General features: G+C 49.7%; 17 protein-coding genes and 1 pseudogene. 11 read left to right on the plus strand and 7 right to left on the minus strand.

Translation table 11 applies throughout. The features are described 5' to 3' along the window. The first annotated feature begins 267 nt into the window (after window positions 1-267). From BTJ39_RS20605 to rcsC, 3 genes are all read left to right on the plus strand, one after another. Window positions 268-1,692, plus strand: coding sequence for an APC family permease (locus BTJ39_RS20605; protein ID WP_078004600.1), 1,425 nt, complete (start codon window positions 268-270; stop codon window positions 1,690-1,692). Between the two features lie 13 nt (window positions 1,693-1,705). Then, a complete protein-coding gene (gene aguA / locus BTJ39_RS20610; protein WP_078004601.1) occupies window positions 1,706-2,797 on the plus strand; it encodes an agmatine deiminase in 1,092 nt (363 codons plus the stop codon). A gap of 219 nt (window positions 2,798-3,016) precedes the next feature. Further along, window positions 3,017-5,884: a two-component system sensor histidine kinase RcsC gene (gene rcsC / locus BTJ39_RS20615; protein ID WP_078004602.1), complete on the plus strand. Its 2,868-nt coding sequence runs from the start codon at window positions 3,017-3,019 to the stop codon at window positions 5,882-5,884. Window positions 5,885-5,940: 56 nt separating this feature from the next. Here rcsC and rcsB read toward each other — a convergent pair whose 3' ends face one another. Both rcsB and rcsD read right to left on the minus strand, forming a co-directional pair. Then, complete coding sequence (gene rcsB, locus BTJ39_RS20620) at window positions 5,941-6,591, minus strand: response regulator transcription factor RcsB (protein ID WP_078004603.1); 651 nt, start codon at window positions 6,589-6,591, stop codon at window positions 5,941-5,943. A gap of 1 nt (window position 6,592) precedes the next feature. Then, window positions 6,593-9,253: a phosphotransferase RcsD gene (gene rcsD / locus BTJ39_RS20625; RefSeq protein ID WP_078004604.1), complete on the minus strand. Its 2,661-nt coding sequence runs from the start codon at window positions 9,251-9,253 to the stop codon at window positions 6,593-6,595. 1,003 nt (window positions 9,254-10,256) lie between these two features. Between rcsD and ompC the strand changes: the two genes are divergently transcribed. Beyond that, window positions 10,257-11,363, plus strand: coding sequence for a porin OmpC (ompC, locus tag BTJ39_RS20630; protein ID WP_078004605.1), 1,107 nt, complete (start codon window positions 10,257-10,259; stop codon window positions 11,361-11,363). A gap of 21 nt (window positions 11,364-11,384) precedes the next feature. Here the strand turns inward: ompC and BTJ39_RS20635 are convergent, their stop codons facing one another. Further along, a complete protein-coding gene (locus BTJ39_RS20635; RefSeq protein WP_241825956.1) occupies window positions 11,385-11,942 on the minus strand; it encodes a TetR/AcrR family transcriptional regulator in 558 nt (185 codons plus the stop codon). A 103-nt stretch (window positions 11,943-12,045) separates the two neighbouring features. Between BTJ39_RS20635 and BTJ39_RS20640 the strand changes: the two genes are divergently transcribed. Next, entirely contained in the window at window positions 12,046-12,504 is a 459-nt protein-coding gene (locus BTJ39_RS20640) for a nuclear transport factor 2 family protein (protein WP_078004607.1), read from the plus strand. 89 nt (window positions 12,505-12,593) lie between these two features. Here BTJ39_RS20640 and BTJ39_RS25310 read toward each other — a convergent pair whose 3' ends face one another. Next, window positions 12,594-12,725: a hypothetical protein gene (locus BTJ39_RS25310; RefSeq protein ID WP_277869791.1), complete on the minus strand. Its 132-nt coding sequence runs from the start codon at window positions 12,723-12,725 to the stop codon at window positions 12,594-12,596. 162 nt (window positions 12,726-12,887) lie between these two features. Between BTJ39_RS25310 and apbE the strand changes: the two genes are divergently transcribed. The 3 genes from apbE to BTJ39_RS20655 all read left to right on the plus strand — a co-directional run bounded on the left by apbE (window position 12,888) and on the right by BTJ39_RS20655 (window position 16,342). Continuing rightward, window positions 12,888-13,940: an FAD:protein FMN transferase ApbE gene (gene apbE, locus BTJ39_RS20645; RefSeq protein WP_078004608.1), complete on the plus strand. Its 1,053-nt coding sequence runs from the start codon at window positions 12,888-12,890 to the stop codon at window positions 13,938-13,940. Between the two features lie 12 nt (window positions 13,941-13,952). Next, the gene (gene alkB, locus BTJ39_RS20650) at window positions 13,953-14,594 is read left to right on the plus strand and encodes a DNA oxidative demethylase AlkB (RefSeq protein WP_078004609.1); all 642 of its coding nucleotides are present in this window, start codon (window positions 13,953-13,955) and stop codon (window positions 14,592-14,594) included. An 86-nt stretch (window positions 14,595-14,680) separates the two neighbouring features. Then, complete coding sequence (locus tag BTJ39_RS20655) at window positions 14,681-16,342, plus strand: multidrug ABC transporter permease/ATP-binding protein (RefSeq protein WP_078004610.1); 1,662 nt, start codon at window positions 14,681-14,683, stop codon at window positions 16,340-16,342. Here BTJ39_RS20655 and BTJ39_RS20660 read toward each other — a convergent pair whose 3' ends face one another. Continuing rightward, window positions 16,343-17,137, minus strand: coding sequence for a 4'-phosphopantetheinyl transferase family protein (locus tag BTJ39_RS20660; RefSeq protein WP_078004611.1), 795 nt, complete (start codon window positions 17,135-17,137; stop codon window positions 16,343-16,345). A gap of 29 nt (window positions 17,138-17,166) precedes the next feature. After that, a complete protein-coding gene (locus BTJ39_RS20665) occupies window positions 17,167-17,373 on the minus strand; it encodes a hypothetical protein (RefSeq protein ID WP_078004612.1) in 207 nt (68 codons plus the stop codon). 224 nt (window positions 17,374-17,597) lie between these two features. Between BTJ39_RS20665 and cui the strand changes: the two are divergent. The 3 genes and pseudogenes from cui (at window position 17,598) to BTJ39_RS24925 (ending at window position 18,939) form a co-directional block, all read left to right on the plus strand. Beyond that, window positions 17,598-18,054 (plus strand): annotated as a pseudogene (gene cui, locus BTJ39_RS25465) (colicin immunity protein Cui). 57 nt (window positions 18,055-18,111) lie between these two features. Further along, a complete protein-coding gene (locus BTJ39_RS25200) occupies window positions 18,112-18,177 on the plus strand; it encodes a DUF6246 family protein (protein ID WP_241825957.1) in 66 nt (21 codons plus the stop codon). 195 nt (window positions 18,178-18,372) lie between these two features. Beyond that, window positions 18,373-18,939, plus strand: a complete 567-nt coding sequence (locus BTJ39_RS24925) for a hypothetical protein (protein WP_078004615.1) — start codon at window positions 18,373-18,375, stop codon at window positions 18,937-18,939. Between the two features lie 236 nt (window positions 18,940-19,175). Here the strand turns inward: BTJ39_RS24925 and BTJ39_RS20685 are convergent. Continuing rightward, a partial coding sequence (locus BTJ39_RS20685; protein ID WP_139356339.1) for an IS3 family transposase occupies window positions 19,176-19,273 on the minus strand: 98 nt, incomplete at its 5' end.

Here is a 19,273-nt window from a genome sequence, read left to right on the forward strand (position 1 = left end):
ATTTTTTCCTTTAGCTCTCTATGATTTGTTTTATTAAAAGTAGCGCGAGGGACGTGGGTTTAGATTTGACCAGAATCAATGATATCTGGTCGCTAAAATTACTTTCGGATATTTACGGCCTTGTTCACGAATTTTATATCCGGGTGTGGTTATTTTTCGATAATTGATTCTGGTTTTCTCGCCGGTGAAGCAATAAACCTATATTGGCAGGGAGTATTAGCCGGTTAACAATCTAAAATACATGATAATTATTAACGGAGATAACCCATGGATACGCAAGTTTCTGGTAGGAAACTCGGGGTCGGCAGCCTTGCGCTGTTTAGCCTTTGCGCAGTTATAGTTATTGATACTTTGACCGCTTCGGCCTCTATAGGCGTCAGCGCAATTGGCTGGTGGCTGGTAACATTGATTGTTTTTGTTATACCTTACGGGCTTATTACCTCAGAGCTGGGTACAACCTATCCGGGGGAGGGGGGAATATATGATTGGGTGAAAAAAGCGTTCAACTATCGTTGGGCCGTGCGTACAACCTGGTTCTATTGGGTGAACGTGGGTTTGTGGATGCCTGCGGTTTATATTATGTGTGCAGGCATGTTTGCTAATCTTTTCTTTCCTGAATTGCCGCTGCTGTGGTTGATTATTTTATGTATTGCCCTCACGTGGTTGACCGTCTGGATATGTAATGTATCGGTTGACGTTGGCGTATGGGTATCAAACGTTGGGGCTATTCTTAAAGTTTCGGTAATTGGCGTATTGGGCGTTTGCGGTTGTATTTATGCATTCAGACATGGCGTCGCCAACGAGTTCAGCTTCTCGGCTATCCTGCCCCGCCTGGATACGGGCGTATCATTCCTGCCGGCTCTGGTATTCAACCTGATGGGGTTTGAGCTGGTTGCGACGATGACCCGAGAGATGAAAGACGTTAATGACATGCCGAAATCTATTTTCCTTGCCGCAGGCATTACGGCATTTTTGTATGTATTTGGCACCGTCGGCATCCTGATGGCGCTGCCGGTGGAAAATATTAGCCTGGTCGGCGGAATTGTCGACACGCTGCATAAGCTATTCGGTAATTCCGTTCTGGGTTCTGCAATGGTTTATCTGGTAGGGACCATGGCATTGCTGACGTTTCTCGGCAATATGGTGACCTGGACTATGGGGGCCAGTCGCGCGGCGGCCGAAGCTGCTGGGGAGGGGGAACTGCCCGCGGTATTTGCTAAAATGTCAGACAAACACGGCACGCCGGTCGGGGCTAACATGCTTACCGGTATCATTTCGACGCTGGTTATTGCGGCCTATGCTCTCTTTGCTCAAGACAGCGACGAGCTGTTCTGGTCGGTTTTTGCTTTCTCCAGCTGTATATTTCTGCTGCCTTATTTGTTTATGTTTCCTGCCTTTATCAAGCTTCGCATCAGCGATCCAGCGACGCCTCGCCCTTTTAAAGTACCGGGAAATGCTCTGGTGCAGTGGGTGCTCAGCAGCATTTGCTTTCTGATTATCCTGCAGGCCGTGGTGATATTTATTTTCCCTGCATTGATTAGCTGGCAGCTGGATTGGGCCTACAGTGGACCGGTTCTGGCAGGGGTTGTCGCGACCATTTTGATCGGTGAATTCTTGCTGCACCTTGCTGTAATGCATAAAAATGAGGGCGGGAGCTCCCATACTCCTTACTCTCAGCACAAACATATATGAAAAGGAATTTCTCATGAGTAAAAGAATTAATTCAACACCACGTCGGGACGGCTTCAGAATGCCCGGTGAGCATGAGCCGCATCAGGAAATATTAATGGTATGGCCTGAACGCTGTGACAACTGGCGAAACGGCGCGAAACCGGCGCAGAAAACCTTTGTTGAGGTAGCAAAAGCGATAGCGCAAACCACGCCGGTAACCATGGTGGTGAGCGCAGCCCAGTTTGGTCACGCGCGTGAGCTGCTGCCGGAAAATATTCGCCTGTTGGAAATGAGCAGCAACGACGCATGGATGCGTGATATTGGTCCTACTTTTGTGATTAATGATGACGGAGAGCGGCGCGGCGTTGACTGGCATTTCAATGCCTGGGGCGGGTTGACGGATGGCCTCTATTTTCCCTGGGATCAAGATGATCGCGTTGCGCAAAAGGTCTGTGAAGTCGGCAGGTTTGATAGCTATCGCGCGCCGATTGTACTGGAAGGTGGCTCCATTCATAGCGACGGCGAGGGAACGCTGTTCGTGACGGAAGAGTGCTTACTACATCCCAGCCGCAATCCGCACATGAACCGCGATGCCATCGAGGCTGTACTCTGTGAATACCTGGCGGTGGATAAAGTTATCTGGATCCCCAACGGCCTGTTTAATGATGAAACCAACGGTCACGTGGACAATCTAATTCATATTGTCAGGCCCGGCGAAGTGGTTCTGACGTGGTGCGATAATCCATCGGACCCGCAGCATGATATTTCCAGAAAAGCGCTGGATTTTTTGGCGAGTCAATCCGATGCTAAGGGACGTAAAATTAAAGTGCATAAAATTCCGCTTCCCGGACCGCTCTATATTTCTCAGGAGGAGGCTGATGGTATTGACGTATCTGAAGGAATGCAGCGTGAATCGGGAGAGCGCCTGGCAGCATCCTATGCCAACTATCTTATTACCAATGAGCAGATAGTCTATCCGTTGCTTGACGCCAAATTTGATGCTGACGTCGCGGCCATGTTGAAAGACCTCTATCCGGGATATCTGATTACCGGGGTGCCGGCACGTGAGATTTTGCTGGGGGGCGGTAATATCCACTGCATAACGCAGCAAATTCCGGTTAAATAAACTTGCAAAGTGACAGCGGCCAGGCGGTCGCTGTCAGCTAATTCCTTCCCGTTTGCACTTTATCCCTGGCGACTTTTACTTTCTGCGCTTAACTCGCCAAATTCACGGTCAGCCAGGTGCTTTTTGCCGTCTGTTACTGGCTTTTTCCAACGGATAAAGCTAGTGTATTTCCATTCATAACACCTGTCTTCCTGTCCCGCACATTGCAGTGAGCATTCTTTGAAATATCTAGTTTCTTTCCGTACTACACTCCGCATTTCCCGCTATTTGTCGCGGGCATTGGCGCTATTGTTATGGCTGTTGGGCGCACTGCTGACCACGCTGTACATTATTAACGTACTGCATCAGCGTGAAGCGGCGATTCGCCAGGAGTTTACGGTTAACTATGAGCAGGCGGCATCGTTCGTGCGCGACTCAGCCAACGTTACGCGCCAGCTAAAATTTATTGCAGAGAATCGTCTTAGCAGTTCTGCTAACGGCCTGGATATGGTGAACGGCGTACTGGCAGACAAAAACACTAACCTGCTGGAGTTTTATCCGCTCGACTCCAGCGCCGATTGCAATGTAATGAGTAGCACCTGGCATAACTCGCTGGATTCACTTAGCTATTTTTTACAGCACTGGAAATCCAATTTCACAACATCTTATGAATTAAATCGGGTGTTTTTTACCAGCAGTGATAGCCAGTGCCTGGCCGATTACAATGTCGGTAATACCGCGTTTGATCAGGAAAAGACCTTCAAATCGCTGCAGGATCATATTCTACGCTATCGTAATGGCAGCGACGCTGAGCGTAAGAATAGCATGGTGTGGATTTCGCCAGGCGGGCAGCAGGGCGTTGGCTCCTTTTATATGATGACGCCGGTCTATCTGGCCAATAAAGTCGCGGCGCTACTCGGAGTTGAGCAAAATCTGCGTCTGGAGGATTTTATTACGCCAGGCGGTATGCCGGTGGTGGCGACGCTGGTGGACCAGAATAATCAGCCGCTGCTGAGTTCGTCCCGTAATATCCCGGTTAATCAGAATGATTTACCCGCCGACCACAGCTGGTTCGGCTACATCGATAGTTATGACCAGCTGGTGTTAAAGCGTGCACTGGCACCTTCTAATCTGAGCATCGTTTATTCGGTACCGAGTTCGGTATTAGTTGAACAGCTGAAGATGATGGTGATTAATGCGATATTGCTTAATCTCGTGAGCGCGTTAATTCTGTTCACCCTCGCCTGGCTGTTCGAACGGCGCATGTTTCTGCCGGCAGAGGATAATGCCCACCGCCTTGAAGAACATGAGCAATTTAACCGAAAAATTGTCGCATCCGCGCCCGTTGGCATCTGTATTCTGCGCATCAGCGACGGCACCAATATTCTTAGTAACGAGCTGGCGCATAATTATCTCAACATGCTGACCCAGGAAGATCGTCAACGCCTGACGGAGATGATCAATGGTCAGCAGGTGAACTTTGTCGATGTACTTACCGGCAGCAATACCAACCTGCAAATTAGTTTCGTTCATACACGCTATCGCAACGAAAACGTGGCGATCTGCGTGCTGGTTGATGTTAGCGCCCGTGTTCAAATGGAACAGTCGTTACATGAAATGGCGCAGGCGGCAGAACAGGCCAGCCAGTCCAAGTCGATGTTTCTTGCTACCGTCAGCCATGAACTGCGTACGCCGCTGTATGGTATTATCGGTAACCTTGATTTGTTGCAAACCAAAGCATTGCCGAAAGGGGTTGATACTCTGGTAACTGCGATGGACAACTCTTCTAATCTGCTGCTGAAAATCATCAGCGATATTCTTGATTTTTCCAAAATAGAATCTGAGCAGTTGCGTATTGAACCGCGGGAGTTCTCGCCGGTAGAAATTCTTACCCATATCACCGCTAACTATCTGTCATTGATTGTTAAAAAGCACCTGGCGCTTTATGTATTGATAGAGAGCGATGTGCCCGCCACCATGGACGGCGATCCGATGCGCTTACAGCAGGTAATTTCAAATCTGCTGAATAATGCCATTAAATTTACCCATACCGGCGGTATAACCTTACATGCGCTGGTACGCGATGGTTACCTTGCCATTCGCGTACGTGATACCGGCGTTGGCATACCGGCCAGGGAGGTCACGCGTCTGTTCGATCCCTTTTTCCAGGTGGGAACCGGCGTGCAGCGTAATTTTCAGGGCACCGGACTGGGGCTGGCTATCTGCGAAAAGCTGATAAACATGATGGATGGCGATATTGAAGTGGATTCCGAACCCGGTATGGGGAGCCAGTTCATCGTGCGTATTCCACTTTACAACGGCAAGGTCGTTGAGACGTCACTAAGTCAGGCGCTTGCAGGCCAGCGCTGTTGGCTGGTGATGCGTAACGACGCCCTGGCGGCTTATCTTACCCGCCTTCTTGATGCGCATGGTATTGAGGTTCATCGTAGCGACACGCCCTGCTGGAATGCTGAAGACGTTGTGGTTACCGATTATCTGCAGAATGTCGAACCTGCGGCGCGGGCCAGCATCATTTTTGACAGTCGTCATATTGACGCGCCTTTCGAACGCTCGCCGGGACGCTGGATTATCAGCACCGTAACGCCCCATGAGCTGCCAACGCTGCTGGAAAAAATATACTGCGTTGAGCCTGACGCAACTGATGTGGATGCGCAGCTGCCGGCATCGGTACAGTCAGATTCAAACGATGATATTTTGATACTGATCGTAGACGATCATCCGATTAACCGGATGCTGCTTTCTGAGCAGCTGGGTACCCTTGGATATCAGGTAAAAACTGCCCAGGACGGGGTTGATGCGTTGAACGTTATCGGTCGTTCAGAAATCGATATCGTACTTACCGACGTCAATATGCCCAATATGGATGGTTACCGTCTGACCCAGCGTTTGCGCGAGATGGGTAAGGCATTTCCTATCGTCGGCGTGACGGCGAATGCGTTGGCTGAAGAGAAGCAGCGATGCATTGAGGCGGGTATGGATAGCTGTCTTTCAAAACCCGTAACGCTGGATACACTGCGTCAATCGCTGGCTTACTATGCCGGTCAGGTGCGGAGTAGTCGGGCGCGCAACGGTAAGGTTTCCCGCTGATCGGCGGGCAGTAAAAAGCCGGGCATCGCCCGGCCTTATTAGCATGAAAGCGGCGTTTAATCTTTATCTGGCTGAGCGGTATTCACCGAAGACAGATAGTTGAGCAAGGCGATGTCATTATCAACACCCAGCTTCATCATCGCTGATTTTTTCTGGCTGCTGATGGTTTTAATGCTGCGATTTAGCTTCCTGGCGATTTCTGTTACCAGGAAACCTTCCGCAAACAGACGTAAGACTTCGCTCTCTTTTGGCGACAAGCGCTTGTCACCATAGCCGCCGGCGCTGATTTTCTCCAGCAGCTTAGCGACGCTGTCAGGGGTGTATTTTTTGCCTTTCTGCAATGCAGCCAACGCTTTTGGCAGGTCGGTAGGCGCACCCTGTTTTAATACGATTCCTTCAATATCCAGATCCAGAACCGAGCTAAGGATTGCCGGATTATTATTCATGGTCAGAACAATAATCGACAGGTCAGGGTAGTGACGCTTGATGTATTTGATCAGCGTAATTCCGTCACCGTATTTATCTCCCGGCATGGAAAGATCGGTGATCAGTACGTTGGCATCGAGCTTGGATAAGCTGTTAATCAGAGCTGTGGAGTCCTCAAACTCACCTACTACATTGACCCATTCGATTTGCTCCAGTGACTTACGGATACCGAACAGGACAATGGGATGGTCATCGGCGATAATTACGTTCAGATTATTCATATTATTGGTTACCCTGCTGCAGCAGTTCATTGACGTACTGGTCAATTTGACTGGTGGTATTTTCAATGTGTGAATTATCACATACTTTGATGTGCTGTTCTAAAGTTTCACAAAGTTGCTTGCCCGGCGTTAAATTTAACATGGCAAATACACCTTTCAAACGATGTGCGGTTTGAGCAAGCGAACTGTAGTCCTCGTCCGCCGCCTCATTATACAGTCTCTTTACATCATCTGGTACTGTGTCAACAAATAGTTGGAAATATCCGCTGGCGATCTGTGGTGATTCCTCTTCCTGTTCCGCTAAATCACCGGCTGAGAGCTGCTGTTCAATCAATTGCAGCAGCGCATCCTGCATGGCACCGACAATATTAAAATTAACGCGGAATTGCCCGTGACCAAGCGGCGTGAAACCGGGTTCATTATCGGCCAAAAGCAGTGACCACTGCGCCAGGTTTGCCGGGTCATCGGTGATGAGCACATCGTGACTCTGATTGGAAAATCTCTCATCGGGTGTCAGACAAATAGCGCCCCAGTTTTCCAGCAGTCGGACGACAATTTTACGCACATCCTCCACGGCGATTTCAATCAGCGCTGTCACGCCATCCAGCAATTTTTCTTCCTGCTCCTGTTCCTGCTGCGGTTCCTGAGGCGCATGAATCTGGATGTTATAACGCGTGCCGATTTCCGGACGGGCGTGGATTTCCAGGTTGCCGCCCAGCTGCTTACACAGCTGCTTGCAGAGAAAGAAGGCCATTCCAGACGCTTCGCCAAAACGATCGGCACTGGTTTCGCCAAGGAAAGGAAAATCAGCGTTGCCGGTTTCATCACTTTTCAGGCCGGAACCGGTATCAACGATCTGGATTGCCAGCTGATCGGAGCGCTCAGTCGGCGAGGCTATCCGCATGCTAACCTTACCCCAGGCGGTGGTGGTAACGGCGTAGTGCAGCAGCGTCGATAAAACCTTTTGGATAGCCTGAGCGTCACCGAAGCGCATTTCATCGCTGGACAGTTGGTTATCAACAATTAGCTGTAAACCTTTGCGACCGACTGAGGGCAGCACTTCCAGCGTCAGTTCATCCAGCAGGTGCTGCAGGTTGAACGAGGCGGCATCCGGCGCCCAATCATGAATTTCAAGCCGGTTGAGCAGCACGATATCATCAACCAGCCGGCTCAGCGCTTGCGAAGACTCGATCGCCTCCGGCAGGGTTTCTTCAAGACGCGTTGCCTCAATAGATTGCAGTTTTTCAATGACCTGCTTCAGCGGTTTTTGCAAAGAGTGCCCGAGGTTTTGCAGCAGCTGCTGGCGGGTCTGATGATTCTTATCCAGTATTTGCTGAGCCCGCTGCAATTTTTTATTAACCAGCAGTTCGCGGTCCTGATCGCGCATTAAAAATAGCTGCGTCTGGGGAGCGATCATGCTGCGCGCATGGCGGATTTCATACACTTCGTTATTGACCGTCGCCTGCAGCACGCCCTGATGTTGATCCGACATGTTGATGATTTTCTGCAGGTTTAGATGCGGCAGCAGGTGTTCCGCGATTTTGTTGCTGATAATGGTTCGGTTAGCGGAAAAATCATACACCAGCAGACCCAGCGGCAGGCTGCTGACGATTTCTTCATTTAGCATACGCAGCGAATCAAGTTCAGCGCTCTGATTTTCACTGGGCCGTAATGACTGCTGGCGCAGGAGAAACAGGCCGCCAAGCGAAAGTATCAGCAGGGTAAAATCAGCCAGTAGCGGCCAAAGCAGATTGCGCAAAGTGTCGATGATCAGGCTAGTGATCGATACCCGATAAATCAGCTGCAACGGCGTGCTGGCGAGCGATGCAGTGATCTCAACGTTAGGGTTAGTGAAAGTGATTCGGGTATTACTGGCAACTTCATCATTGTCTGAGTCGTCGCCTTCATTGGCAACCGTGCTGTCTTGCTTCAGCTGGAAGTTTTCCAGCGGCATATTCACGGGGATCAGATCGTTAATGGGTAAGTCAAATGCAACTACCGTCGCAAGATGGCCCGGCTGGTTAAAGGTGGTGCGCAGGGTAAAATAATGGTCGTTTTGCCAGGTAAAGCGCCGCAGCGGCGAAAAGCTTTCCCGCTCATCCAGCGCCGTAGCCTGTTGCAACATCTCCGCGCGGCGGGCATCCACCAGATTATTGATTGCGCTTTCTTTATAACGGGTTGCCATATCTTTCAATGGCAGGGTAGAGATAAGAATCAGGCTGTTGTCCTGGCCGTTAAGAAAATACATCGACCAGGTGCTGTTTTCCGCCCCCCACAGCGTATCAAGGTAGTTTGACATCCGCTGCGTCATATCGAGCGTGTTGCTGTCGTGAGAGCCGAAAATCAGGGCTTCAGTTTTGCGGCGGGTCTTTTCAAGATAGTAAACATCCGGCCTCAGGCGAGTTTCCTGCAGGTTACCGGGGGTGGCGCCTGCGGCGCTGGCGGCCAGATTTTCATAAATCTGCCAGGTGGCGAAACGGTAGGTATCAATGCGTTTTTGCATCGCATGTGCGATATCAGCCATGGCATAGCGTTTGGCCGTCAGCCAGGTATTGACCGTGCTGTTTACCATAAAGCCTAAAGCCAGTAGCAACACCAGAATGAAAAGCACGAAGAATCGTGTCACATTGCCTGAGGTAAATGAAAACTTGTAAGGCAGCATAGTGTCTCTGCAGAGGCAAATTAATAAGTAACGAATCGGGCGCTTGTCGCCGGAACCAATAACAAAACGATAATGCCGGCAAAGGCTGCCGTCTGAGCGAACGCTTTCACACCAACTCCCGCCAGAGCAGGATTTGTCAGAATACCTGTATATTTTCTGCTTGTCATGGTTGAAATCGCCAATCCGGCCGGTCTGATTTTCTGGCTATCTTTTTAGCATGTTTTGGTTAAAAAATCCCTCATCATCACCGGGAGAGCCGTACAGGATTCACCACGTTGCCTGGGGTGCGCAACAAACATCTTAATATTATTCATAGCCATTAGTAGATTAGTTAACTGGCGTAAACGCCACTGAAAATAAATTAGCATTTAGTGCTAATAATCAGCCGCGGATCTGAATATGAAGGGCAATATTCTTGCCGCTGGCAACGGCTCAGGCAGTTCATCTGTTAATAAAAAATAGTGCTTACTGTTTGCATATTTATAATTTTTTTATGGTTATTTTTCAGGCCGAAAGTGAATGGGAATGGTCTGTGGATTTAGATAAGCTTAACTAAATTGACGATTTTTGACAAAACGAGTTGGCATAAAAAAATGCCGGGCACGAAGGCCCGGCGACTAATAAGGGTAAAACAACTCATTCGGGGTGAATGAAGGTAATAACTAAAAAAATGATGATAGCGGGATGAATTTTATTAGTTAACACGGCAATCGTTTTATCATTCAGTGCGCCATAATGTCATTTTTTGTAATTATTTGAATTATAAGGATTGTTGTGTAATGCTTTTTATATGATCTATATTTTTTATCAAAATGTGCTGCTTGAAAGTTCCGCAAATTTTACATTTAGAAATACCTTTTGCCCTTAATGAAACATATTTGGAAATTTAGTAGCAATTACTCGGTAGATTATTACTGCTCTGGTATTAACATGAATCCGCCGGTCGAGTATTCAGTATTCGGCTTGCAGTGGCAATTAAGGCACATAACTAGAGGGTAATAAAATGAAAATCCGTATTCTGTCCCTGATGGTTCCAGCGCTTTTGGTAGCGGCAGGTAGCGCAAGCGCAGCGGAAGTTTACAATAAAGATGGCAATAAATTAGATCTTTACGGTAAAGTCGACGGCCTGCACTATTTCTCCAAAAATGACGGATCTGATGGTGATAAGTCATACATGCGTTTCGGCTTAAAAGGCGAAACCCAGATTTCCGATCAGCTTACCGGCTATGGCCAATGGGAATACCAGTATAATCTGAATAATTCAGAAGGCAGCGACTCTAACCGCGGTAACGCTACCCGCGTTGGCTTCGCCGGCCTGCGCTTTGGTGATGCCGGTTCATTCGACTACGGCCGTAACTATGGCGTGATCTACGACGTAGCCGCCTGGACCGACGTGCTGCCTGAGTTCGGCGGCGATACCTACGGTGCGGATCAGTTCATGTTCCAGCGTGGTAACGGCATGGCGACCTACCGTAACAATAACTTCTTCGGTCTGGTTGATGGCTGGAACTTTGCCGTGCAGTACCAGGGCAAAAATGACAGCCCGGCAGGCGAGGGCGGCCGTGATGTGCTGAACTCAAACGGCGACGGCTGGGGTCTGAGCACCACTTACGATCTCGGCGCAGGCGTTAGCCTTGGTGCCGCTATGTTCCAGTCTGATCGTACCAATGCGCAGAATGCACCGGGCGTACTCGGTCATGGTGATAAAGCCGAAGCTTATACCGGTGGCCTGAAATACGACGCCAATAACATCTACCTGGCGGCGCAGTATACCCGTTCTAATAACGCGACTCGCTTCGGTGACAGCTCCGGTTCTACTTACGGCTACGCTAATACTGCTGATAACTGGGAACTGGTTGCGCAGTATCAGTTCGACTTCGGTCTGCGTCCGTCTCTGGCCTTCCTCTCTTCTCGCGGTAAAGACATCGAAGGTTACGGCAGCCAGAACCTGAAAAAATACGTTGATGTCGGTGCCACTTACTACTTCAACAAAAACATGTCCACCTACGTTGATTATCAGATTAACCTGATGAAAGACAACGATTTCACCCGCAGCGCCGGTATCAATACCGACAACGTTGTAGGTCTGGGCCTGGTTTACCAGTTCTAATATTTACCGGCGTAGCATGCGCTACGCCGGTAGTAATACCCTCAGAGCCTGCTGCAGGCTCTTTATGACGTCTTTGCTGTTCCAGCCAGTTTGTACCTGCACGATTGCCCCTTCGACCAGCATACAGATCGCATTTAGCGCCCACAGCTGCTGCCGGGTTAGCTTTGTCGCTATTTCATCACGCATCGCGCGTTTATGGGCCTTAACGACCTCCATACATTGCGGATTGTCGTCACTCAGCTCGGCGGCGGTATTGATAAAAGCGCAGCCACGGAAATCTTTCTCGCTGAACCAGCTCGCGAGAGTCGCCGGTAAAGCACGGTCTAAGCTCAAACCTTCGGCTACCTTCTGGCCCAGCAGTGAGGAAAATGCTGCTGACCAACATTGATGTCGTTGCTCAAGAAAGGCGACGACCAGCGATTGCTTGGCAGGAAAATGGCGGTAGAAGGTGACTTTTGTCACGCTGGCCTCGGCGATGATCCGATCGATCCCCGTAGCGCGTATTCCCTGTTGATAAAAAAGGCTGCCAGCCTGGAACAGTATCCGTTCCCGTGCCGGGGCAGCCGGATCAAATTGCACATCAGGTAGCACCGGATCCTCCCGCAAATGGATGTAGACAGATTTGTCTACATATGATTATGATGGATGTAGACAATCCTGTCTACATGCTGAGGTATTCTTTATGTCTTTAGTTCCGCCGTTTGATTTCGCCAGCGCCACGCAAAAAGTACGCATGGCGGAGGATGCCTGGAATTCACGCGATCCGGCGCGCGTAGCACAGGTCTACACGTTAGATACGCGCTGGCGTAACCGCAGTGAATTTATTAATGGCCGTCAGGCCGTGGAGCAGTTCTTGCAGCGTAAATGGGTAAAGGAGCAAAATTACCGGCTGATTAAAGAGCTGTGGGCCTGGCAACAGGACGTTATCGCCGTGCGCTTTGCTTATGAATGGCAGGATAGCAATGGCAGCTGGTATCGAAGTTATGGAAATGAAAACTGGCGCTTTAATCGCGAGGGATTGATGTCTGAGCGCTATGCCAGCATCAATGATCTAAGTATCAGCGAACAGCAGCGCCTGTTTCACTGGCCGTACGGCCGCAGTCCCGATGACCATCCGGGGCTGTCCGCGCTGGGTTTATAAAAGAGTGATTTGTCTCGGTGCAGCCAGCGGGTTACGCTGGCAAACACAGCATCCTGTTATAGCATAGCTGACTATAACAGGATGTTGGTTTAGCGATGACGATGACGCAGCGTACGCAGCGGATGGCGGTGAAACCCTTTGCTGTTGGTGTGGTGATAATGTTTTAGCCCTGAGTAAACAACTACGGCGATTAATGCCACCAGGAGCAGATAGAAAGCCATGAAATCCTCCTGTTAATTTCAGTTACGATAATGGATAGCTTTAGAATTGTGTCAGGCAATAGATTGGCTGGAATTGACGGAATGTTCAACTCGGAATTATCTCTAATTTTCTTTATTAACAATGAGATAGTTCCATTTAATAATCAGGTATAACCCGCAGGAATGAAAAAGAAAGTCGCTTATTTTATTGGTTTTTGGTCGTTTCTCGTACTTTCAGGCTGCGACAACAGCCAGCATATCCAGCAACAAACTGGTCTGGTTTTACAAGGAAAAACGATGGGTACCGTCTGGCGGGTAAGCCTGGCTGGCGTCGATAGTAAGCGTAAAGCTGCTTTGCAGCAGGCGATTCAACGCCAACTGGATGAAGATGACCATACGCTTTCAACCTGGAAACCTGACTCGGTATTATCGCGTTTTAATCAGTATCAGGGCACCTCTGCACAACCGGTGAGTGATGATATGGCGGATATCATTACCAGCGCATTGCGCATCGGGCGTAAAACGGCGGGAGCGATGGATATCACCGTCGGGCCGCTGGTAAACCTATGGGGTTTCGGGCCGGAAAAGCAGCCGGTGAAAACCCCGGACCAGGCGCAGATTGACGCTGCCCGCGCCCGCACCGGCCTGCAGCACCTGCAGGTTATTGAGCGGGCAGATGGCGCTTTTATCCAGAAAGATTTACCCGCTTTATACGTTGATCTTTCAACCATAGGCGAGGGCTATGCGACTGACCACCTGGCCCGCCTGCTGGAAAAGCAGGGTATAACTAATTATCTGGTTTCAGTCGGCGGCGCAGTATTGTCACGTGGCCAAAATGCCCAGGGCCAGCCCTGGCGCGTAGCGATTCAGAAACCCACCGATCAGCAGAATGCGGTTGAAGCCATCGTTGATTTACAGGGGCACGGTATCAGCACCTCCGGAAGCTATCGCAACTATTATGAACTTGATGGTAAACGCATCTCGCATATTATCGATCCGGTGACCGGGCGTCCGGTGCAGCACCGGCTGGTATCCGCGACGGTGATCGCGACCAGTGCCATGGAGGCTGACGGCTGGGATACCGGACTGATGGTTCTCGGAGAGCAGCGCGCACAGGCGCTGGCATTACGTGAAAAGCTGGCGGTATTTCTGATAATGAAAACCGATAAGGGATTCACTACCTGGATGTCGCCACAGTTTTCATCGTTTCTGCGTCAGCAGGACGATGGCCAGTAACGGAGGTTAACGATGCTCGACCTGTTTAGCGGCGAAGCACCCTGGTCAGAACCCCTGGCGGAAGGGGCGCAGGTGCTGCGACGATACGCGCTGGCTCAGGCGGATGCGTTGCTCGCTGAAATTGAGAACATCGCGGCGCTGAATCCCTTTTATCACCGCATTACGCCGGGGGGCCATCGTATGTCGGTGGCGATGACAAACTGCGGTGATTTTGGCTGGTCAACTAATGCCAGAGGTTATCAGTACAGCCGCGAGGATGAGGAAAGCGGCAGCCGCTGGCCGCCGATGCCGGCGTTGTTTCGTTCGCTGGCCGTCGCGGCAGCCAAAGAGGCGGGTTTCAGCGGTTTCAATCCAGACGCCTGTTTGATTAATCGCTATGAGCCAGGAGCAAAGCTGACGTTGCATCAGGATAAAGACGAGAAAGACCTGCGCCAGCCGATCGTGTCGGTTTCTCTTGGTTTGCCTGCCATATTTCAGTTCGGTGGTTTTGAACGTGATGCCGCGACGCAGCGTATTTTGCTGGAACACGGCGACGTGGTGGTATGGGGCGGGCCGTCGCGCCTGCGCTATCATGGTATTTTGCCGCTGAAGGCGGGGATCCATCCGCAGTGCGGTGCTTTTCGCTATAACCTGACGTTTCGCCGGGCTTTTTAACGCGCAGGCGCAATTTGAGAATAATTATTGCTATCGCTTAGGTTGTCATTAAACTGCTGGCAACTTATTACTCCCAGGAAGTTGTTATGGCGTTATTGCTCGTGGTCTTTAAACAGTACCGCTGGCCATTTATCAGTGTCATTTTGCTTAGTTTGCTTAGCGCGGGTTTGGGTATTGGCATGATCGCGTTTATCAACCGTGAGCTGATAGTGGCGATCAACGCCTCATTCAGCGTGCTGCCTGAGTTTCTTGCTTTACTGCTGCTGCTGCTTGCCGTTACGCTGGCTTCACAGCTGGCGCTGACGCAGCTTGGCCATCATTTTGTTTATCGCCTGCGCGGTGAATTTATTAAACGCATCCTTGATACTCAGGTGGCGCGTATTGAGCAAATAGGCCAGGCGCAGCTGCTTGCCGGCCTTACCAGCGATATTCGCAATATCACTATCGCCTTCGTCCGTCTGCCTGAACTTATCCAGGGTATTATCCTGACCGTCGGCTCCGCCGTTTATCTTGGCTGGCTTTCCCCTCCAATGCTGGCCGTCACCTCGGTATGGGTTGCGATTACCCTGGTCGGTGGCTGGATGCTGGTCAGGCGGGTTTATCGCCATATAGCATCGCTGCGCGAAATTGAAGACCGGCTGTATGCGGATTATCAGACGGTGATTGAAGGACGCAAAGAGCTGACGTTGAATCGCCAGCGGGCAGAGCAAATCTACCATCAGGTTTATCAAACCGATGCGAAGGATTATCGCCACCATATTGTCCGGGCCGATACTTTTCACCTGAGTGCCGTCAACTGGTCAAATATCATGATGCTCGGTGCAATTGGGTTGGCTTTCTGGCTGGCGAACGGTCTGGGCTGGGCCGACACTGCGGTTGCCGCGACTTATTCACTGACGCTGCTATTTTTACGCACGCCGCTGCTGTCCGCCGTGGGCGCGCTGCCGACGTTGCTTAGCGCACAGGTGGCATTTAATAAGCTTAATACTTTTAAACTTTCCCCTTGGGAGGAGACCTTCTCCCGTCAGCCTGCTGCGCACAGCTGGCAAACGCTGGAGCTGCGCGACCTGGTGTTCCACTATGGTGATGAAGGCTTTGCGGTCGGCCCGCTCAATTTGACGCTGAAGCGCGGCGAACTGGTCTTTTTGATCGGCGGCAACGGCAGTGGAAAATCAACCCTGGCGATGCTGCTAACTGGCCTTTACCACCCGGTCTCTGGTCAGATTCTACTGGACGGTCAGCCGGTACAGGCTGAAGGGCGTGAGGGCTACCGCCAGTTGTTCTCTGCGGTGTTTACCGACGTGTACCTGTTCGACCGTTTGCTCGGCAACGATGGGCTGGCCGCAGATCCTGCGCTGGTGAAAAGCTGGCTTAGCCGGTTGAAAATGGAACATAAGCTGCAGCTGGAAGATAACAGAGTGCTCAACCTCAAGCTGTCTAAAGGGCAAACGAAGCGACTGGCGCTCCTGCTGGCCGTTGCCGAACAGCGTGACATTTTATTGCTTGATGAATGGGCTGCCGATCAGGACCCGCATTTTCGCCGCATTTTCTATCGCGAACTGCTGCCGCAGCTGAAGGCCGAGGGAAAAACGGTACTGGCCATTAGTCACGACGACCATTATTTCATTCATGCCGACCGGCTGCTGGAGATGCGCGCCGGTCAGCTGTATGAACTTACCGGTGAGGAGCGCGCACAGGCCTCGCTGGACGCGGTGCAGCGTACTGATGCTGAGCGCATCAGCCCGTGATCATTTTACCGGATGCGTAACGACCAGCGTCATTACTTCGCCAGGACTATACCAGCAGCGGGCATGGTAGCAGCTACCTGCCGCCGGGCCGCCGTTCAAGGATTTACTGAGGCCTAGCGTGACTTGCGAGCCATCGCTATTGATGGCGACCAGCGTCGCGCTGTGAAAGCCCATTGGCTGACGGCACCAGGGAAAAAGCGCCTTATACAGGCTTTCCTTAACTGAAAACGCCATAGTCAGCGCGGTCGCAAAAGGCAAACAGCTGTTTTCCAGCAGCGTTAATTCATCCGCAGTGATAATGGCGTTTTGCAGTCGCTTTGCCCGTTCAGGCGTCAGCAGCGTTTCGCTGTCGACTCCTGGCAGATAGCCAGTATTATCCTCACAGAGGGCAATAACTACCCGCTGATGGCTATGAGAAAGCGAACCACGTAATCCCTGCGGCCACAGCGGCACGCCTTCTGCATCATTCGCTAATTGATAATCCGCATAACCCCATTTTTCCAGAACACGTTGCGTGGCATAGCGGCTGGCGAGGAATTCGGCCTGGCGTTTAGGGGCGCTGCCCATAACCGATGCGCCGGGGAGGATCGCTAGCTGACCAAACAATGCCGGCCGGAACTTGCTAAGTTCAAAGCGTTGTTCAGCCAATAACAGGCCGGGATGATCCGGTGCCGGCATCACCTGCAGTGGGGAAAGAAATGGGCAGGGCGCGGGGCGCCATACGAGGTTGTCGGACACGATAATCAGGCCGTGAAAAATGATGGCCTGAGTATACCAGCGCCAGGCAGTCTGCAACAGGCAGGCCAGTGGCGCGAGGTACTCAGTTAGTCATTCGGGGGAATCGAAAGCCCTTTCAGGGATACAACGAAATAGCGATTGCTGCGGGAAATTTTTGCGCCTCTTTCACACCAGTGGCTCGCCAGTCGGAAAAAATCATCGGAGCCAATATCATAAGCCAGCTCGACCTTTTTGGCGCCTGAGAGCAGCAGCTTTTCAGCATCACCTGCGCTTTTTGCCTTTACTATGGCCATGGAATTACCTGTATGTTAGCTAACAGCCAGATTATTCTAAGGTAATCAGATGATGGTTATGTGACGGTTTGATGACAATTGCTAAAATAACGCTTTTGACTGGGAATTTTCTTATAGTCGATAAAAATAAAAAATTGGCTAGCTACTGATTTTGATAATGGAAAAAGAATCACTATTTTCTTCTTTTGAACCTCAGGTTGCTATATCCAACATGGAAACAATAGGTGAGTATTGCTAAAAGGAATTTTTATCTGCCAGGAATCTTCATTCTATATTTGTACGATCCTATCTCCCCGTTTCTTAACGCCATATCAACCAGTACGCGTAACCTGCCGGCTGTGCTGTCTGCTAAGAACCCATTACTAAGCAAAGTAATGGATGTTTATACAAAAACATCCCCATTATTGTGTTTTTTTATCATCACTCAGACTAATGACTATAAAAAATAATAAGTCAACTTATTTTATAATAAGACTTTTTCTTCTGTATTCTATTTTGTGTCTGGTGATTGTGTATACATTTTTATTCTGCAATCACGAATTGACGACATCAGGTAGATTGCTTCGGTTTATATCGAAAAATGATTATTTTCTGACTTTTTTCTATATTGGTTTGTACGCGGGGTTTATATTTTTATATCTATACTTTTTTGGGTTTTTGTCGGTACCTGTAAGCGCTTAAAAGAGAGGCGATAAACGCCCCTCCTTATTTAATACGTTCGAATACATCAATGCGGCCATAAATCATTTCAGCCTGAGCCGGGCAGAAGCAGAGCAACTCACCATGACCGAGTTTCAGCAGTGACCAGTAGATAACTACCTGAATAATAAGGATTTAACTTGGGATGGTATGATAAGGTAGCTGATAACTACCTTGCCAGGAATGTACGGCGATTGGCTAAAGCAAAATAATTACTAACACTGCGGCGGACTTTCTTGCTTCCCTTTGCATCAGCCCGTCTTTACTATATGACCACAGCTTACTGATGAGGATAGGGATATGAGGAATATTGGCTGGATTGTGTTATCGGTTGGCGTCATTTGGATCATCGTTGCTCTTAATATAGATACAAGCATCTCCATAGATTATATAGGGAGAGTAAATAATTTAGGACTCATGGCTGACAAGCAGAACCACATAATGATTGGCGGTTTTATCGTATTATGCGGCCTATTGATGACAATATTTGGTGGGATGAAAGCAAATTCAGAAGTGCAAAGCAGTGAAAATGGCTATGTGCCTTGCGCATTCTGCGCTGAACCCGTTCGGCAAGAAGCTATTAAGTGTAAGCACTGTGGTTGTGAACTCACGCCAACCAAAGAAAAAGACGAAATATCAGATTCTGAATTTGTTAAGTATGGATTAAAAAATGAGCTAATACTTGACGAGATATCTGTTGAAGACCTGGCTAAAAAATTTGAATTGGAAATGCCAAATCATTCACTGCCCGCCATAATGGTCACCAAAGCATCAGTGATAAGTTCGATTAAATCATCAATGCCTGAAGAAATGGGACGTAGATTTGAGTTGCTTCTTGAAGAAGAACTAAAAAAGCTTAAAGCCTGAGATAAATACCAATTACGACCTCGCCACGGCGGGGTTTTTTATTGCCTGGAGATCGTAATGTCAGAGAAAGTAGGAGAGGTGTATTACGAGGTGGGCGCTGATATAACCCACCTTTTGCAGGGGGAAAGCTGCTGAGAAGGTTCTCGATGCTCTCGATAAGGCGGCTCAGAATTCAGACAAAAGCCGCAGCGTGCGACAGGGTAAAACTGATCCTACCCACGTAATGTGGACACGCCCTAAGCGAGGATTTGGTTTTCGAACTGTTCCGGGCTGATACCACCGCAGGCACTGTGGCGACGCCAGCGATTGTAATCACACTCGATATAATTGAACA

The organism is Izhakiella australiensis (assembly GCF_002006995.1).
Taxonomy (GTDB): domain Bacteria; phylum Pseudomonadota; class Gammaproteobacteria; order Enterobacterales; family Enterobacteriaceae; genus Izhakiella; species Izhakiella australiensis.

What these genes read in the sequence shown, in the direction of transcription:
- BTJ39_RS20605 (WP_078004600.1), top strand. Translation starts at nt 268, where the DNA reads ATGGATACGCAAGTTTCTGGTAGGAAACTCGGGGTCGGCAGCCTTGCG.
- ompC (WP_078004605.1), top strand. Translation starts at nt 10,257, where the DNA reads ATGAAAATCCGTATTCTGTCCCTGATGGTTCCAGCGCTTTTGGTAGCG.
- rcsD (WP_078004604.1), bottom strand. Translation starts at nt 9,253, where the DNA reads ATGCTGCCTTACAAGTTTTCATTTACCTCAGGCAATGTGACACGATTC.
- BTJ39_RS20640 (WP_078004607.1), top strand. Translation starts at nt 12,046, where the DNA reads ATGTCTTTAGTTCCGCCGTTTGATTTCGCCAGCGCCACGCAAAAAGTA.
- apbE (WP_078004608.1), top strand. Translation starts at nt 12,888, where the DNA reads ATGAAAAAGAAAGTCGCTTATTTTATTGGTTTTTGGTCGTTTCTCGTA.
- BTJ39_RS20665 (WP_078004612.1), bottom strand. Translation starts at nt 17,373, where the DNA reads ATGGCCATAGTAAAGGCAAAAAGCGCAGGTGATGCTGAAAAGCTGCTG.
- aguA (WP_078004601.1), top strand. Translation starts at nt 1,706, where the DNA reads ATGAGTAAAAGAATTAATTCAACACCACGTCGGGACGGCTTCAGAATG.
- rcsB (WP_078004603.1), bottom strand. Translation starts at nt 6,591, where the DNA reads ATGAATAATCTGAACGTAATTATCGCCGATGACCATCCCATTGTCCTG.
- alkB (WP_078004609.1), top strand. Translation starts at nt 13,953, where the DNA reads ATGCTCGACCTGTTTAGCGGCGAAGCACCCTGGTCAGAACCCCTGGCG.
- BTJ39_RS20655 (WP_078004610.1), top strand. Translation starts at nt 14,681, where the DNA reads ATGGCGTTATTGCTCGTGGTCTTTAAACAGTACCGCTGGCCATTTATC.
- BTJ39_RS24925 (WP_078004615.1), top strand. Translation starts at nt 18,373, where the DNA reads ATGAGGAATATTGGCTGGATTGTGTTATCGGTTGGCGTCATTTGGATC.
- BTJ39_RS25310 (WP_277869791.1), bottom strand. Translation starts at nt 12,725, where the DNA reads ATGGCTTTCTATCTGCTCCTGGTGGCATTAATCGCCGTAGTTGTTTAC.